This window comes from Blastococcus sp. SYSU DS0669 (assembly GCF_054050895.1).
Genome location: NZ_JBJHAE010000020.1, coordinates 1 through 16,417, shown reverse-complemented (window position 1 = coordinate 16,417; position 16,417 = coordinate 1). Strand labels below are relative to the sequence as shown.

Here is a 16,417-nt window from a genome sequence, read left to right as displayed (position 1 = left end):
GCCGACGGGCCGGGGGGCCGTTCCCCGTCACCCGTCACCGGGTGGCGCGCACGACGTCCGGATGCGTGGCGAACCAGTCGATGGTGCGCTTGAGGCCCTCGTCGAGGGAGACCTGCGGCTCCCAGCCCAGCGTCCGGCGGGCGAGGCCGATGTCGGGCTGGCGGACCGTCGGGTCGTCCTCGGGGCGGGGGATGAACTCGATCGGCGAGCCTGAACCGGTCAGCTCCCTGATGCGCCGGGCCAGGTCGATGACCGGGAACTCGTGCGGGTTGCCGATGTTCATCGGTCCCGGCTCCGACGAGAGCAGGAAGCGGACGAGCCCCTCGACGAGGTCGCTGACGTAGCAGACGGAGCGGGTCTGGTTGCCGTCACCGGCCACGGTGATCGGCTCCCCGGCCAGGGCCTGCCGGATGAACGTGGGGATGGCCCGGCCGTCCCGTGGTCGCATCCGGGGGCCGTAGGTGTTGAAGATGCGCACGATGGCCGTGTCGACGCCGTGGGTGCGCCGGTAGGCCGACGTCAGCGCCTCCGCGAACCGCTTGGCCTCGTCGTAGACCCCCCGCGGCCCCACCGGGTTGACGTTGCCCCAGTAGCTCTCCGGCTGCGGGTGGACCAGCGGGTCGCCGTAGGTCTCCGACGTGGAGGCGAGGAGGAAGCGGGCGTTCTTCTCCTTGGCCAGACCGAGCGAGTGCAGGGTGCCGATCGAGCCGACCTTCATCGTGTGGATGGGCAGCTCGGCGTAGTCGATCGGGGAGGCCGGGGAGGCGAAGTGCAGCACGTGGTCGACCGGCCCCGGGACGTGGACGAAGTCGGTGACGTCGGCCCGTACCAGCCGGAAGCCCGGTCGCTCCAGGAGGTGCTGGACGTTGGCCGGCGTGCCGGTCAGGAAGTTGTCGAGGCACAGGACCTCGATGTCGCGGTCGAGCAGCGCTTCGCAGAGGTGCGATCCGAGGAAGCCGGCCCCGCCGGTCACGACAGCACGGGACATCGGTCGGTCCTCTCCTCCTGCAGCAGGCGATCCGTGGTCGGGCACCGTAGCCCGGCCGGCGGCCCCGTGGGGCCCTGGCCGGGGTCGGCACGGCGATCGCAGGGCGGGAAGCCGCACCGCGAGCGATCCCGGACGTCAGGGGGTGAGGAGGTTCTCCGAGCCGACCGGGGAGGTCGCCTCCGGGTTGATCTCCTCCTCCGGCTCGAGCGGGAGGGCGCCGACCTCCACGACCTCGTCCTCCGGCTGGACGATCCGCGAGCGCGGGTCGAGCGCGCCGGCGAGGAGGATCAGGTCGCCGATCGTCTTCTTCTCCTGCCACTGGAAGGACGGGCGGCGGTTGAAGTACGAGTCGGGGTCCAGGGCCATGATGCCGAGGATGGTCTCGGCGACGATCCGGCCGCCGACCGGGCCCAGCCTGCGGCCGCCGTTGACCAGCTCGGCCTCCTTGAGCACGTAGTACCAGAGGGGGGCCTTGCCGTCCCAGCCCGGCTGCTTGAGCCCGAGCTCGGCGTTGGTGAGCGGGGTGACGCCCATGGCGGTGGCGACGTCCTGACCGCAGGGCAGCCCGAGCCGCTTGCCGCGCAGGAGGTTGCGCTCGGCGAGCGCGACGATCGCCTTGCTGGTGGGCGCCACGACGGTGGACGGGAGCGTGAACAGCGGCAGCGACAGCTGGGAGTCGATCAGCCGCGCCATGTTGCGGTCGTCCGGCGACGAGAGCCCCGGGATGTCGAAGAAGTAGTTCCAGTCGCACCAGAGGTTCTCGGGGATCGGCCGGTTGCCGCGCAGGTCCTCGTAGCCGTCGGCGCCGAAGATCGGGACGGTGTGGCCGTCCTGCATCTCGTACTCCGCGCGGATCATGCTGTGCCCGAACCGGTAGGCCGCCCCGGAGTACTCGATCGGCATGTAGGGGTTCAGCGGGTTCCCGGGCCGGTAGAGCGTGCCGGTGAACTTGATCGTGCCGTCGCGCTTGATCAGGCTGCTGACCAACGGCTTGCCGACGATGCGCGGCAGGTAGTCGTTCACGATCAGCCACTGGTAGTGCCAGCGGGTCTGCTGCCGGGCCTGGGCATAGGTCATGCCCTGGTCCATGAAGCTGTTGTGCAGCCGGAGGAAGACGGTGTGCAGCTGGGCGACGATGAGGTTCTCGTCGTTGCGCGGGTCGCCGAGGTAGGCGGCGCCGACGTCGTCGCGGGGCAGGTCCACCAGCCCGTCGTGCTCCCACACCCGCAGGTAGCCGTAGCGCGCGGGGTCGTAGAGCTGGGGGCTGCCCTTGATGCCCTTGCCGTAGACGCTGCCGAGGTCGAACCACGGGGTGTCGTAGTTCTTCATGGCCATCGGGTCCTGCAGCCGGTGGGTCAGCGGCGTCTTGTCCAGGGTCATGTCGTGGTCGACGAACTGGCCGAAGTAGATGTAGCCGGCCGGGATGCCGGGGTTGTCGAAGGCGACGTCGCTGTCCTTCACGTCGGAGAGCGGGGCCTTGCCGTCGTTCATGCTCGCCGCGAGCCACAGCAGCAGCCCGTCGGTGGGGGCGAAGGGCGGCAGGTCCTTGAACATCAGCCCGAACCGGGCCTCGAGGTTCCGGTCGACCCGGGCGGCGACCTCTGCGCCGCGCGGGTCGCCGACGGCGTGCGCGGCCGTCTCGGCGGGCCCCTCGGTGACCGGCGCGGTCGGGTCGGTGACCGGGTCGGTGGTCGTCAGCTCCTCGGCGCGGGCGGTGCCCCCGATCCCCCCGACGACGGGCGCGACCGCCACGGCCAGCGCACCGGCGAGGAAACCGCGCCGGGCCACCCCCCGCTCCCGGCCGGCCCCGCTGAACGGGCACCCGCCGCCCGCAACCCGGTGCTCCGTCTCCACCCTCATCGCCTCCGTGCGTGATCCGGGCCCCGCGGCCCGTGGCAGGACGAGCATCACCAGCGCGGAGGCGGCAGCGGCAGACGCGACCGTGGGGGTCGGCCGACCCCTAGATCTGGGGTGCGCCGGTGCTAGCCGGTCGCCAGGTCACGGCGGCGGAAGCCCGCGAAGCCGACGCCGAGCAGGGCCGCGGCGACGGCGAGGAGCCCGAGCACGGGGCCGGCGGTCCACGGTTCCAGGGGCATGAGCGGCACCCAGGCGACGGGGGAGAGGTCGCCGACCCAGCCCGGCCAGTCGAAGGACTCGGCGAACATCGTGATCACGAGGAAGAGCCCCACGGCGGTCCAGGCCAGCGCCGTCGCCGCCCGGGGGAGGAGGCCGAACAGCGCGACGGCGAGGCCGGCGACCACCCAGACCGCCGGCACGTACGCCACCGCCGCGGCCAGCATCCGGCCGGACGCGGCGGCCTCGCCGGTCTGGACGGCGCGCACGATCCCCGTGGTCACGCCGGAGGCCGCCATCGCCAGGGCGGAGCCGGCCAGGGCGACGGCGACGTGGCTGCCCAGCCAGGCCGCCCGGCTGGTGGCCGTCGCCAGCACCGGCTCGGCGCGGTGCTCGGACTCCTCGCTGCGCGCCCGCAGGACCGCCGACACCGCGTACGCGGCGGCCAGCAGCGCGGTGATGCTGAAGGTGGTGCCGAGGTAGGCGTCGACGAGGTCGCCGACGTCGGGGTTCCCGAACATCTCCAGGGCCTGCTCGTTGCCGGCGACCAGCGTCTCGACCGACTCGGCGAGCGCGCCGTAGACCAGGCCCAGCGCGGCCAGGCCCAGCGCCCAGGCGAGGAACGCCCCGCGCTGCAGCCGCACGGCGAGTCCCAGCGGCGAGCGCAGCGACCGCGGTGCCCCGGCGCGGCCCGGGCGCGGCTGGGTCAGCCCGGCGCCGAGGTCGCGCCGGTCGAGCAGGGCGAACCCGGCCAGGGTCAGCCCGGCGGCCACGGCTCCGCACAGCAGCAGCGGCGCGAGCGCGTTCGCGGACCACGGGTGGGTGGCCTGCGCCCAGCCGATCGGCGAGGTCCAGACGACCCAGTTGCCCTGGATGTCGCCGATGGCGCGCAGCACGAAGAACACCGCGAACGCGCCTCCCACGAGGCCGTAGACCGACCGGGTGTGCCCGGTGACCTGCACGGCGACGGCGGTGATCCCGGTGAAGACCAGCCCGCAGGCCCCGAAGGAGGCGCCGAGGACGAACGAGCCCGCGGCCGGCAGGCCGGTGACCGTGGCGCCGACCCCCACGGCGACGGCGAAGAGGGCGCAGGCGAGGGTGGAGAGCAGCACCGCGGCGAGCAGCGGCGCGTGCCGGCCGACCTGCGCGGACCGGACCAGCTCGGTGCGCCCGGCCTCCTCGTCGGCACGGGTGTGCCGGGTGACGGTGAACATCGCCATCAGGGCGGCGATCAGCATCACCGTCGCCGAGATCTCGAAGGCCACGGCGCCGGCGACCGTGTCCAGCCCGACCGGCGGCCCGCCGAGCGCGATGGTCGCGGCGTTGCTCCCCACCGAGGCGCGGTAGGCGGCCAGCGCGCCGGGGGAGTCGTAGAAGGACTGGCTGGAGACCGACTGCAGCGCCACCATCGACGCGCCGGCGGCGATCCAGACCGGCAGTCGGACGCGGTCGCGGCGGAGCGCGAAGCGGAGCAGCGCCCCCGTTCCGGCGGAGGTGGACGAGCGGCCGCTCCGTGGCGGCGCCGCGGGGCGGGCGGGGGCCTCGGACAGCTGGGTGCTCACGACCGCACCGGCTCACGCCCGGCGGTGTCCTCGGCCAGCTCGTCGCCGTAGTGCCGCAGGAAGAGCTCCTCCAGCGTCGGGGGCGTGCTCGTGAGGCTCACGACGCCGAAGCCGGTGAGGTGGCGGAGGGCGCCGTCCAGGGCGTCGGTGTCGACGTCGAACCGCAGCCGGCCGTCCTCGTGCCGCAGGTCGTGCACGCCGGCCAAGGTGTCCACACCGGTGGCCGGGCGGGCCGTCTCCACCGTGATGGCCGTGCGGGTCAGGTGGCGCAGCTCCTCGAGGCTTCCGCTCTGCACCGTCGCGCCGTGGCGGATGATGCTCACCCGGTCGCACAGGGCCTCGGCCTCGGCCAGGATGTGGCTGGACAGGAGCACGGTGCGCCCCTCGGCGCGCACCTCCCGGATGCACTCCTGGAACACCGCCTCCATCAGCGGGTCGAGGCCCGAGGTCGGCTCGTCGAGCACGAGCAGCTCGGCGTCCGAGGCCAGCGCGGCCACCAGGGCGACCTTCTGGCGGTTGCCCTTGGAGTAGGTGCGCGCCTTCTTGCGGGGGTCGAGGTCGAAGCGGTCGAGCAGCTCGGCGCGCCGGCGCGGGTCCAACCCTCCCCGGAGGCGGCCGAGGAGGTCGATCGACTCGCCGCCGGAGATGGTGGGCCACAGCGTCACGTCGCCGGGCACGTAGGCGAGGCGGCGGTGCAGCGCGACGGCGTCCCGCCACGGGTCGCCGTCCAGCAGCCGCACGCGCCCGGAGTCGGGACGCAGCAGGCCCAGCAGCACGCGGATGGTGGTGGACTTCCCCGAGCCGTTCGGGCCGAGGAAGCCGTGCACCTCACCCGTCGCCACCTCGAGGTCCAGCCCGTCCAGCGCGCGGGTCGCTCCGAAGGTCTTGACCAGTCCGGAGACCGAGATCGCTGTCATGCCGGTGAAGCTACAGATTCTTCACGAATTTGTGAACCTCATTGATCCTCCGACACGTCGGGTACTCTGGGCGGCGTGACGGTCGCGGAGAACACCGACGCGGAGCGGGCGACGCTGCTGCGCTTCGTGGAGCGGTTTGCCCTGGCGCTGCGCGAGTCCGGCATGCAGCCCATGCCGGCCCGGGTCTTCGCCTACGCGCTGGCCGACGACGCCGACCGCTACACGGCCGCCGAGCTGGCCGAAGGGCTCCAGGTCAGCCCCGCGGCGATCAGCGGGGCGGTCCGCCAGCTCGTGCAGATCGGCTTCCTCGTCCGCGAGCGGGAGCCGGGTACCCGCAGCGACCTGTACGTCCTGGACGACGCCCACCTGTGGACCCGGTTCGTCTCCGCCGAGCTGCAGGCCCTGCAGCGCTTCCAGGACGTCGTCGGGTCCGGCATCGACCTGCTCGGGACCGATCGACCGGGCGGGCGCCGGCTCGCCGAGACCCGCGAGTTCCTCGCCTTCCTGCACGGGGTCCTGGCCGACGCGGTCACGCGCTGGCCCGAGGAGCGCGAGCGCCGGCTGGGCTGACGAGCCCCTCGGGATCAGGCAGGTGGCCCGCCGTCGCTCGCGGCGTCCGTGGCCGGCGGGGGAGGGGAGAGCCGCAGCGTGCTCGCCAGCGCGCCGTACACCAGCGCCGGGCCGGCGTGCGGCCACCGCTTGCCGGCGGCTGCCCGCGCCTGCCCGCGGCGGAAGGCCCACCGCTCCCCGACCACCACGCCGGCGGTCGAGGCCGCCAGCGCGCTGACGCCGATGCCGATGAGGACCGCCTTGCTCCGCGCGGGGAGCGAGCGGAACGCCTGCGCCGGCCGGACCTCCTCGCGGACCTCGCGCACGGCCTTCCGCGCCGCCCGCAGGTCCGGTGCCGACGCGGCCAGCGAGGCGACCATCAGGGCCGCCTTCGCCCAGACGCGGCCGGGGCGGGAGGGGATGAGGTCGGGCAGGGCGTAGTACAGCGCGGTGGTGGCCCCGCCCAGCAGGGCCGGGACCATCCGGGAGCGCATCGGAGGCGTGCTCATGCCGCCATTCTGCCGCCCCCCAGCGCTCGCTCTCGCCCGCGTGACCAGCGCATTCCCGACCGGCTGCGACACCGGCGGACATCCGCCCAGGGTTGACCGGACTTCCGCTTTCCGTCGCGCAGAAGTGTTGCTAGCTTCTGTGGCGCAGCACACGGTCTTCGGCGCAGGCGTGGAGCCACCGGTGACGGTCGGGAGTCCCGAGGGGCTCCGCAGCGGGCGGCACGGGTCACGCGGACTGCGGTCGACGACGAGCGATCGCCACCCCACTCGAGAGGATCCACGACCTTGAAGAGAAGCCACCGCCCCCTGCGGGCAGTGCTGTTCGCCGCCCTGACCTCACTGCTGTTCCTCGGCCTCGTCGGCACGGCGAGTGCGGCTCCGCCCTCGACCGGAGCCCACGGGAACTCCGACTGCGTCGACCGGGCGGTGCCGGCACGCATGGTCTCCATCCAGCTGTGGACCTTCGCCGAGCACATCGGCTTCGGCACCGACGAGGCCACGCAGGCCCGGCACGAGGAGGTCCTCCGCCGGCTCAGCGAGATGGGCTACCGGAACGTCGAGCCCTTCACCCTGAGCGGCATGTCGGCGGAGGAGTACGCGGCGCTCCTGCGCGAGTACCGGCTCAAGGCCTCGGGTCGGCACGTCGACGTCGGCACCCCCGACGAGCCGGCGGACATCGAGCAGATCCTCCAGGAGAACCGCGTCCTGGGCGTGCAGTACTTCGGCTCCGGCGGCACCCCGCAGCTCGAGACCGAGGCCGAGTGGATCGCCTACGCCGAGTACCTCGACGCGGTCGGCGAGCAGGCCCGCAAGGCCGGCCAGTGGCTGATGATCCACAACCACAACTGGGAGTTCGAGACCACCTTCGGTGATCGGACCGCCTTCGACATCCTGATGCAGCACTCCGAGCGGCGGCACGTCGTCTCCCAGCTCGACCTGTACTGGGCGGTCTTCGCGGGTGTCGACCCGATCGACGTCATCCAGGAGTACGGCAACCGGATCCGGCTCTTCCACGTCAAGGACCTGAACGAGGACATGGACCGGCGGATCGAGATCGTCGGCCGCGGTGACATCGACTTCTCGGAGATCTTCCGAGCGGCCGGCGGCAGCACCCGGTACTACGTCGTCGAGCACGACCCCCGCTTCGGCGACCCGACCTACGACCCCTTCGAGGCCGCTCAGGAGGGCTTCACGTACCTCACCTGCTCCACCCGCTGACGCATCCGGCACGCACGAGAGGGGCGGCTCCGCACTCCGGGGGCCGCCCCTCTCCTGCGTCGTCGGGGCGGACGGCGGCAGCGGTTCACCGGTCGGGGAGCCGGGTCGCCAGGACCAGGCGCGCGGTGGCGCGGGCCCGGCCGAGGGGGTCGTCGCCGATCGGCCCCGGGGTGGTCGCCCGTCTCGCGAGCCCGGCCAGTGCGCCGTCGTAGAGCAGCAGGAGGTCCGCGGCGAGCTCCGCCGGCCGGTCGGCGCCGGCGGTGCCCGCGAGGTCCTGCAACCGCCCGGTGAGGAACGCGGTGTCCGCCGCCAGCCACACCTGGCCGGGATGGCCGGCCGGCAGCTCCGTGGCGGCGGCCAGGAATCCGCAGCCCCGGCGGTCACCCGACCTCTCCCGGTAACGGGCGAGCGCGTCGAACACCGACAGGAGCCGGTCGCGAGGGTCGTCCCTGTCGGCGAGGATCTCGTCCCACACCGCGCGCCACCGGTGGTGCCGCTGCTCCAGGTAGGCGGCCACGAGCGCGTCCTTGCCGGCGAAGTGGGCGTACATGGTGGCCGGGGAGACGCCGGCCCGCCGCAGCACGGCGTCGACGCCCGTCGCGGCGATGCCCGACTCGTAGAAGAGCTCCGCCGCGGCCGAGAGCAGCCGCTCGCGCGCCGTCGCGGTCGCGGGGGTCCGGGGCACGGCACTACGGTAACGAACGTTATGGCGAAACGATCGTTACGTGCGTCTGGCGGGCCCGTCCCGGTGCGGCCTGCAGTGCTGATCAGCGCCGGTCTCGCCGTCATCGCGGTCACCTACGGGCTGGCCCGGTACGGGTTCGGCCTCTACCTGCCGCAGTTCCGGACCGAGTTCGGCTTCTCGGGCGGCACCGCGGGCGCCCTCGCGGCCGGGGGTTACCTGGCCTACTGCGTCGCCGCCCTGCTGACGCCCCTCTTGGTCGCGCGCGGCCACGGGCGGGCCGCGCTGTGGGCCGCCGGTGGCAGCGCCGCGGCCGGATCCGTGGTGGTCGCCGTCGCACCGGGCACGGCGGTGCTCGCGGTCGGGGTGCTGATCGCCGGCAGTGGGGCGGGCGCCGCGACACCCGCGCTGGTGGCCGCGATCGCCGCCTCGGTCCCGCCCGCGAGCGAGGGGCGAGCCCAGGGCGTGGTCAACAGCGGCACGGGAGCAGGCGTGGTGGCCGGCGGCCTGCTGGTGCTCGCCGCCCCCGCGGCCTGGCGGGAGGCCTGGCTGGTGTTCGCCGTCCTGGCGGTGCTGGTGACCTGGACCGCCGACCGGGCGGCCCGCTGGCCGGGCCCCGGCGCGCTGCCCCACCCGGCCGGCCGGCCCTGGCGCGGGCTCGGCCGGCCCACCGTGGCCGCGGTCCTCGCGGGCGCGGGGTGCGCCGGCGTCTGGACGTTCGGGCGGGACCTGCTGACCGGGGCGGGTGAGCTGTCCGCCGGGGTGAGCGGGGCGCTGTGGTGCGTCCTGGGGGCGGCGGGGTTGCTCGGCGGGGTCAGCGGCGCGCTGGTCGAGCGGTACGGGGTGCGCGCTGCCTGGCGGGCCGCCCTGGTCCTGGCGGCGGCGGCCTCCGCACTGCTCGCCGTCCGGCCCGGCGTCCCGTGGCTCGCCGGCATCGCGCTGGCGGTCTTCGGTGGCGCCTTCGTGGCGCTCAGCGGCGTGCTGATCGCCTGGGGTGCTCGCGCCCGCCCCGACGGTGCCGCAGCCGCCGCGGCGCTCCTCTTCGTGGGCCTCACCGCCGGCCAGGCGCTCGGCGCCGTGGCGCTCGGTGCGGTGGCCGCGGGCCCCGGGCTCCCGGCGGCCATGCTGGTCGCGGCGGCGACGGTGCTCCTCGGCGCCGGCGCCGCCGCGCCCCCCGGGTGGGCGGGGGTGATCGCCGCCGGCTCGCGGGAGCCGGCCCGGAGCCGGCGTTAGCCGCGGGGCGAGCGACGGAGGAAGTCCTGCGCGATCTCGTCGAAGGTCGCCCAGCGGACGCCGTCGTGACCGTTGATGTGGTCGATGAGCCGCTCGAGCATCAGCAGCACCTGCGGGCGCCCGGAGACGTCGGGGTGGATGGTCATGGTGAACGCCGCGTAGTCCATCTCGCGGTGCACCCAGTCGAACTGGTCCCGCCACATCTGCTCGATGTCCCGCGGGTTGACGAAGCCGTGACTGTTCGGGCTGGACTTGATGAACATCATCGGCGGCAGGTCGTCGAGGTACCAGTTCGCCGGGATCTCGACGAGGTCGGTCTCCTCCCCGCGGACCAGCGGCTCCATCCAGCTCTCCGCCGGGGCGTCGTAGTCGATCTTCGTCCAGGAGTCACCGACCCGGATGTAGTAGGGCTCGAAGTCCCGGTGCATGAGCGAGTGGTCGTAGGTGATCCCCCGCTCGAGCAGCAGCTCGTTGGTGACGCCGCTGAACTCCCACCACGGGGCCACGTAGCCGGTCGGCCGGCGGCCGGCCCGCTCCTCGATCAGCGCGATGCAGCGGTCGAGCACCGCCTGCTCCTGCTCGCGGCTCATCGCGATCGGGTTCTCGTGGCTGTAGCCGTGGACGCCGATCTCGTGGCCGGCGGCGACGCAGGCGTCGAACTGTTCCGGGAACGTCTCGATCGAGTGGCCGGGCCAGAACCAGGTGGTCGGCAGCTCCCGGCGGCGGAACAGCTCCAGCAGACGCGGCACGCCGACCTCGCCGGCGAAGACCCCGCGGGAGATGTCGTCGGGGGAGTCCTCCCCGCCGTACGAGCCGAGCCAGCCACCGACGGCGTCGACGTCGACGCCGAAGGCCACGAAGATCTCCTTGCTCATCCCTGCTCTCCATCCACTCGGTCCGGTGCCGGGTCGCCGGCCGCCAGGTGGCCGGCGACGAGTGCCAGCGGGTCGTCGGGGGCGACGGCGAGCGCGGCGGCGAGCAGCAGGCGGGCCTGCCACGGGCTCAGGTCACCGGCGAGCAGCGCGCCGTCCCGGGCGAGGTCGGCGCCCCCGCCCCCGGTGTAGAGCGGGGCGACCGGGCCCGACGGGACGCGGGAGCACACCAGCACCGGCATCCCGCCGGCGGCCAGCTCCGCCACGGCGGCCGCCACCGCCGGCGTCGCGTTGCCCGCGCCGAACGCCTGCAGCACGAGGCCGGCCGCGCCGGCCGCCACCGCGGCGCGGAGCAGCACGTCGTCGGTCCCCAGGTAGAGCGGGACGACGTCCACGCGGGGGAGGTCCGCCCCCAGGTCGAGGGGGAGGGGGGCGCCGCGAACCGGACGGGCCAGCGCCGTCACCGCCTCGCCGTCCATCCGGAGCACCGGGCCGCGGCCCGGTGCGGCGAAGGCGCCGCTGCGCAGGGTCTCCACCTTGCGCACCCCGCGCGCGGCGAAGGCGAGGCCGTCGAACAGGAGCAGGACCCCCGTACCCCCGGCGGCCGGGGAGGCGGCCACGCGCAGGGCGTCGGCGAGGTTGCGCGGACCGTCGGGGGCGGGGGAGTCGAAGGGGCGCTGGGCGCCGGTGAAGACGACCGGCCGCGGGTCGTCGTGGACCAGGTCCGCGAGGAACGCGGACTCCTCCATGGTGTCGGTTCCGTGCGTGACGACGACGCCGTCGACGCCGGCCGCCAGGCAGCGGCGCACCTCCGCGACGAGCTCCCGCAGGTGCGCGGTCGTCAGCGCGAAGCTGCCCACTGTCCTCAGGTCGCTGGTCGTCACCTCGAACCCCGGCGGCGTGCCCGCGGCGGCGAGGAGGTCGGCGGCGGGGGTGACCGAGGCCAGCCCGCCCGGTCCGCGCCGGCTGGCGATCGTCCCGCCGGTGGCGAGCAGGTGGATGCGCACTCGTCCTCCCGGCAGCCTTCGTCGCGTCGACGTCCCCCCGACCCTGCCCCGGCGGCCGCCCCCGCGCGACCGGAGCCCGCCGTGCCCGCCCGTCCGCGCGGAGTGACCTGCGGCCCTGTGCCGCGGCGCCGGCGGGGTCCAGGCTGGTCGGCACCCAGCGAGGAGAGGAGCCGTCATGACCGTCCTCAGCGGAACGCCTCAGCCCCCGGGGCAGACCGGCCGGCGGCGCGGCGGGTGGGATCCGCTCCAGATGACCGAGGCGGAGAAGCGCGCCTGCGAGCGGGAGGCGCGGCACGACGTCGCCGCGCGCGGCAGCCGCCTCGCGCCGGAGAGCCTCCAGCACTACCTGGCGCACGAGCGGATCGCCCACGAGCACCGGGACCGCTCCCGGGTCGCCGCCGCCGGTGCCCGCTCCGCGGCTCGCGGCGCAGCCGTGCCGCCGGCGGCGCCCCCGGTGGCGGCCGGGTCGCCCGCACCGGTTCCGGCGCCGCGGAGGCCCGGGCTGCTCCGCCGCATCCTCGGCCGCCGCGGCTGACCGGGGCACCCCCCTCCGCAGCTCGTCAGGAGCGGACGACCGAGAGGGTGACGCCGTCGGCGAGCCGGTAGGGGGCGGTGGCCACGAGGCCGCCGACGACCCGGCGCAGCCGCGAGACCTCCGCGCGGACCGTCACGCAGTGGTCCTCGTCGCCGTAGAGGGCGGTGCTCAGCCCCGCGGCCGTCAGCCCCGAGCGACCGGCCCGCTGCAGCAGCACGAGGACCTCGGCGTGGCGCCGGGTGAGCGGTGTCCGCCACGACCCGGCGCCGGTCCGCAACCGGAGCACCGGCGGGCCGGTCAGGTGCAGCTCGGCCACGATGTCGGCGCCGGGGCCGCGCGGGCGCACCAGCCAGCCCTCGCCGATCCGCTCGGGGGTGCACAGCCCCAGCCCCGGGACGGCGACCAGCCGGTCGGGCCGCGGCACCTCGATGCGGTCGCGCACCGCGATGCCCGAGCGGTGCGCGACCCAGCCGTCGTCGTCGACCAGCAGGACGGGGCCATGGACGGTCTCCAGCGCGGCGCGGGCCGACCGGCGCAGCCGCTCCAGGCGGTGCTCGTGGTGACGCCACAGCTGGGACTCGGCCAGCTTGACGGCGGTCTCCACGAGGGCGCCGATCACCGGGTGCAGGGTGAGCGCCGGCCCGCTGACGTCCACGACGCCGAGCAGCTCCCCGCTCACGGGGTGGTGGAGCGGCGCGGCGGTGCAGTACCAGGGGTGCTGGGCCGTCTCGAAGTGCTCGGCGGAGAACAGCTGCACCGGCGCGGCCTCGGCCAGGGCGGTCCCGATCGCGTTGGTGCCGACCGCGGCCTCCGTCCAACGCGCCCCCTCGGCGAAACCGAGCGCGTCCGCCCGCACCCGCAGCCGCGCGGACCCCTCCCGCCAGAGGATCACGCCGTCCGCGTCGGTGACCACCACGAGGAAGGAGGAGGCCTCGGCGACGCTGCCCAGCACCTGCCGGAGCTCGCCGACCACCAGCGACAGGGGGCTGGCACGGCGGCGCCGTTCCACCTCCTCCAGGGGCAGCGGCTCCCGGGCGTTGGAGCGGGAGGCGTCGAGGCCCAGGCCCAGGACCCTCGACCACGAGCGCGCGACCACGCCCCGCGGGCGGACCGGCGGGCGCCCGCCCGCGATCACCGCGTCGTGCACCCGGACCAGCACCCGGGCGTGCTCCGCCAGGTCGGTCCCGGGAGCGATCGCCGAGTAGCCGGCCACGTCCACCTCCTCCGGGCGGGCGCCGCGGCCGGGGGCGTGCAACTCGCTGCAACGCTTCCCCCACGGGCCGCGGGGCGTTGTGCTGCACATCACACCACGCCGTCCGGTGCCCGGAGGAGGAGCAGCGCATGACCCAGACCCTGGACACGCCCACGCAGACCCCGGAGCAGCGGGCGCACCGCTGGCTCACCGGCTTCGAGGAGGCGCTGCGGGCCAGAGACGTGGCGCGCGCCGCCGGGATGTTCGCCGGGACGAGCTTCTGGCGCGACCTCGTCTCCTTCACCTGGAACATCACCACCGTCGAGAACCCGGCCGGCGTCGCCGACCTGCTCAGCGCGACGCTCGACGGGACCGATCCCCGGGGTTTCACCGTCGACGAGCCGCCGGAGGAGGCCGACGGGGTGACCACCGCCTGGTTCGCGTTCGAGACCGCGGTCGGCCGGGGGCGCGGGCTGGTGCGGCTGGTCGAGGAGGACGGCGAGGCGAGGGCGTGGACGCTGCTGACCACCCTGTCGGAGCTGAAGGGCCACGAGGAGCCGCGCGGCCCGGCCCGGCCGATGGGGGCCGAGCACGGGGCGAACAAGGAGCGCCGCACCTGGCTGGAGCGCCGCGAGCAGGAGGAGGCCGATCTCGGCGTCGGCGTCCAGCCCTACGTCCTCGTCATCGGCGGCGGGCAGGGCGGCATCGCTCTCGGCGCCCGGCTGCGCCAGCTCGGCGTGCCGGCGCTCGTCGTCGACAAGCACCCGCGGCCGGGGGACCAGTGGCGCGGGCGCTACAAGTCCCTCTGCCTGCACGACCCGGTCTGGTACGACCACCTGCCCTACCTGAAGTTCCCGGACAACTGGCCGGTGTTCTCGCCCAAGGACAAGATCGGCGACTGGCTGGAGAGCTACGTCAAGGTCATGGAGGTGCCCTACTGGGGCAGCACCACGGCGACGTCGGCGACCTTCGACGAGGAGAAGGGCGAGTGGACCGTCCAGGTCGAGCGCGAGGGCAAGCCGCTCACCCTGCGGCCGAAGCACGTCGTCCTGGCCACCGGGATGTCCGGGAAGCCGAACATCCCCGTCATCCCGGGGCAGGACGTCTTCCGCGGTGACCAGCAGCACTCGTCGGCGCACCCCGGGCCCGACGCCTACGCCGGCAAGAAGGTCGTCGTCATCGGCAGCAACAACTCCGCCTTCGACATCTGCGGGGCGCTGTGGGAGCACGACGCCGACGTGACCATGGTCCAGCGCTCCTCGACGCACATCGTCAAGAGCGACAGCCTCATGGAGATCGGGCTCGGCGCGCTCTACTCGGAGGAGGCGGTGGCCGCCGGGGTGACGACGGAGAAGGCGGACCTGATCTTCGCCTCGCTGCCGTACCGGATCCTGCACGAGTTCCAGATCCCGCTGTACGAGCAGATGAAGCAGAAGGACGCCGACTTCTACGACCGGCTGGAGAAGGCCGGCTTCTGGCTGGACTGGGGCGAGGACGGCTCGGGCCTGTTCATGAAGTACCTGCGCCGCGGCTCGGGCTACTACATCGACGTCGGCGCCGCGGAGCTCGTGGCCGACGGCCGGGTCAAGCTGGCGCACGGCCAGGTGGTGCGCCTCACCGAGGACGCCGTCGTCCTGGACGACGGCACCGAGCTGCCCGCCGACCTGGTCGTCTACGCCACCGGCTACGGGTCGATGAACGGCTGGGCGGCCGACCTCATCAGCCAGGAGGTCGCCGACCGGGTGGGCAAGGTGTGGGGCCTGGGCTCGGACACCACCAAGGACCCGGGGCCGTGGGAGGGCGAGCAGCGCAACATGTGGAAGCCCACCCGGCAGGAGGCGCTGTGGTTCCACGGCGGCAACCTGCACCAGTCCCGGCACTACTCCCTCTACCTGGCGCTGCAGCTCAAGGCGCGCTACGAGGGGATCCCGACGCCGGTGTACGGGCTGCCGGAGGTGCACCACGTGAGCTGACCCGGCCTGGTGGAGGGCGGCGGCGGGGCACGAACGGCGGGGTGGCCCGGCGCCGCATCTCCGGGCGTTCCGCATCAGGGGGCGTCGGCGGGCCGGAGTGCGGGTAGGCGGTGGGTGAGTGACGCAACTCACCATGGGAGGACGAACGATGACGACGAAGGCTGAGAAGTCGATCCAGGTCGACGTACCGGTGACGACCGCCTACAACCAGTGGACCCAGTTCGAGGACTTCCCGCACTTCATGGGCGGGGTCAAGGAAGTCCGACAGCACGGCGACAAGCGCCTGCACTGGGTGGCCGAGATAGCCGGCGTCCGGCGGGAGTGGGACGCCACCATCCTGGAGCAGGTTCCCGACCAGAAGGTCGCGTGGGCCGCGACGGAGGGCGCGACCAACGCCGGGGCGGTGCGCTTCCAGCCGGTGGGTGCGGGCGCCACGCTCGTGCACCTGTCGCTGGAGTACGAGCCGGAGGGGCTCGTGGAGAAGGTCGGCGACAAGCTGGGCGTCGTGGAGCGGCAGGTCGAGTCCGACCTGCGGCGGTTCAAGGAGCTGGTGGAGAGCGAGGGCTACGCCACCGGGGGCTGGCGCGGGACGATCAACCCCGGCGAGGACGTCGGCACGCCCGGGGTGAACGCCGCCTTCCCGTCCCGGGGGGACAGCGGCAAGGCCGGGGTGTCGGGCAAGGCGGTCGCCGCGGGCGCGGCCGCCGTGGCCGGGGTCGCGGCCGCCGCCGCGGGCGCCGTCGCGGCCGGGTCCAAGAGCGGCGAGCAGCCGCCGCACGAGCAGGTGCCCCCGACCCGGCCCGAGGGGGTCGCCGTGGTTCCGCAGCCTCCCGCGGACGAGGTCCGGGACGACGTGATGGTCGACGAGTCGGACCCGGGTCGCTACACCACGGGCTCCTCCACGGAGGGGGCAGAGCGGGGCACGGTCGACCGCGGCGACGATCCGATGATCGGCGGCGGCAGCCGCTGATCCGCGGGGGGGGGGGGGGGGGGGGGGGGGGGGGGGGGGGGGCGGCGCGGGCGGGGGGGGGCGGGGGGGGGGGGGGGGGGGGGGGGGGGGGGGGGGGGGGGGGGGGGGGGGGGGGGGGGGGGGGGGGGGGGGCGGGG

The 16,417-nt window shown here is 74.6% G+C and carries 15 protein-coding genes; 6 read left to right on the top strand and 9 right to left on the bottom strand.

Annotated elements, in window-relative coordinates:
- Positions 1 to 34: 34 nt before the first annotated feature.
- The 4 genes from ACI792_RS16905 to ACI792_RS16890 all read right to left on the bottom strand — a co-directional run bounded on the left by ACI792_RS16905 (position 35) and on the right by ACI792_RS16890 (position 5,540).
- A complete protein-coding gene (locus ACI792_RS16905; protein ID WP_456603617.1) occupies positions 35 to 988 on the bottom strand; it encodes a UDP-glucuronic acid decarboxylase family protein in 954 nt (317 codons plus the stop codon).
- A gap of 135 nt (positions 989 to 1,123) precedes the next feature.
- Positions 1,124 to 2,776 (bottom strand): peroxidase family protein, encoded by a 1,653-nt coding sequence (locus ACI792_RS16900; protein WP_456603616.1) that lies wholly within the window; start codon positions 2,774 to 2,776, stop codon positions 1,124 to 1,126.
- A gap of 194 nt (positions 2,777 to 2,970) precedes the next feature.
- Entirely contained in the window at positions 2,971 to 4,623 is a 1,653-nt protein-coding gene (locus ACI792_RS16895) for an ABC transporter permease (RefSeq protein WP_456603615.1), read from the bottom strand.
- On the bottom strand, positions 4,620 to 5,540 hold the full coding sequence (locus ACI792_RS16890; RefSeq protein ID WP_456603614.1) for an ABC transporter ATP-binding protein: 921 nt from the start codon (positions 5,538 to 5,540) through the stop codon (positions 4,620 to 4,622). The genes ACI792_RS16895 and ACI792_RS16890 overlap by 4 nt, the downstream gene beginning before the upstream one ends.
- Before the next feature lie 75 nt (positions 5,541 to 5,615).
- Between ACI792_RS16890 and ACI792_RS16885 the strand changes: the two genes are divergently transcribed.
- The gene (locus ACI792_RS16885; RefSeq protein ID WP_456603613.1) at positions 5,616 to 6,110 is read left to right on the top strand and encodes a GbsR/MarR family transcriptional regulator; all 495 of its coding nucleotides are present in this window, start codon (positions 5,616 to 5,618) and stop codon (positions 6,108 to 6,110) included.
- A 14-nt stretch (positions 6,111 to 6,124) separates the two neighbouring features.
- On the opposite strand, the gene ACI792_RS16880 is transcribed toward ACI792_RS16885, so the two are convergent.
- Positions 6,125 to 6,598 carry a hypothetical protein gene (locus ACI792_RS16880; RefSeq protein ID WP_456603612.1) on the bottom strand — a complete coding sequence of 158 codons (474 nt, stop codon included), beginning with the start codon at positions 6,596 to 6,598 and terminating at the stop codon, positions 6,125 to 6,127.
- A gap of 285 nt (positions 6,599 to 6,883) precedes the next feature.
- On the opposite strand from ACI792_RS16880, the gene ACI792_RS16875 reads away from it, so the two are divergent.
- The gene (locus ACI792_RS16875; protein ID WP_456603611.1) at positions 6,884 to 7,816 is read left to right on the top strand and encodes a sugar phosphate isomerase/epimerase family protein; all 933 of its coding nucleotides are present in this window, start codon (positions 6,884 to 6,886) and stop codon (positions 7,814 to 7,816) included.
- Positions 7,817 to 7,901: 85 nt separating this feature from the next.
- On the opposite strand, the gene ACI792_RS16870 is transcribed toward ACI792_RS16875, so the two are convergent.
- The gene (locus tag ACI792_RS16870) at positions 7,902 to 8,501 is read right to left on the bottom strand and encodes a TetR/AcrR family transcriptional regulator (protein WP_456603610.1); all 600 of its coding nucleotides are present in this window, start codon (positions 8,499 to 8,501) and stop codon (positions 7,902 to 7,904) included.
- Positions 8,502 to 8,576: 75 nt separating this feature from the next.
- Here ACI792_RS16870 and ACI792_RS16865 point away from each other — a divergent pair, with 75 nt between their 5' ends.
- Entirely contained in the window at positions 8,577 to 9,731 is a 1,155-nt protein-coding gene (locus ACI792_RS16865) for an MFS transporter (RefSeq protein WP_456603609.1), read from the top strand.
- Here the strand turns inward: ACI792_RS16865 and ACI792_RS16860 are convergent.
- On the bottom strand, positions 9,728 to 10,606 hold the full coding sequence (locus ACI792_RS16860) for a polysaccharide deacetylase family protein (protein WP_456603608.1): 879 nt from the start codon (positions 10,604 to 10,606) through the stop codon (positions 9,728 to 9,730). The genes ACI792_RS16865 and ACI792_RS16860 overlap by 4 nt on opposite strands.
- Positions 10,603 to 11,610 (bottom strand): asparaginase, encoded by a 1,008-nt coding sequence (locus tag ACI792_RS16855; protein WP_456603607.1) that lies wholly within the window; start codon positions 11,608 to 11,610, stop codon positions 10,603 to 10,605. The genes ACI792_RS16860 and ACI792_RS16855 overlap by 4 nt, the downstream gene beginning before the upstream one ends.
- 175 nt (positions 11,611 to 11,785) lie before the next feature.
- On the opposite strand from ACI792_RS16855, the gene ACI792_RS16850 reads away from it, so the two are divergent.
- A complete protein-coding gene (locus tag ACI792_RS16850; protein WP_456603606.1) occupies positions 11,786 to 12,145 on the top strand; it encodes a hypothetical protein in 360 nt (119 codons plus the stop codon).
- 25 nt (positions 12,146 to 12,170) lie between these two features.
- On the opposite strand, the gene ACI792_RS16845 is transcribed toward ACI792_RS16850, so the two are convergent.
- Positions 12,171 to 13,358, bottom strand: coding sequence for a transcriptional regulator (locus tag ACI792_RS16845; protein WP_456603605.1), 1,188 nt, complete (start codon positions 13,356 to 13,358; stop codon positions 12,171 to 12,173).
- A 128-nt stretch (positions 13,359 to 13,486) separates the two neighbouring features.
- Between ACI792_RS16845 and ACI792_RS16840 the strand changes: the two genes are divergently transcribed.
- Both ACI792_RS16840 and ACI792_RS16835 read left to right on the top strand, forming a co-directional pair.
- Positions 13,487 to 15,310, top strand: a complete 1,824-nt coding sequence (locus ACI792_RS16840; RefSeq protein WP_456603604.1) for a flavin-containing monooxygenase — start codon at positions 13,487 to 13,489, stop codon at positions 15,308 to 15,310.
- Between the two features lie 148 nt (positions 15,311 to 15,458).
- Positions 15,459 to 16,280 carry an SRPBCC family protein gene (locus ACI792_RS16835; RefSeq protein WP_456603603.1) on the top strand — a complete coding sequence of 274 codons (822 nt, stop codon included), beginning with the start codon at positions 15,459 to 15,461 and terminating at the stop codon, positions 16,278 to 16,280.
- The last annotated feature ends 137 nt before the right edge of the window (positions 16,281 to 16,417 follow it).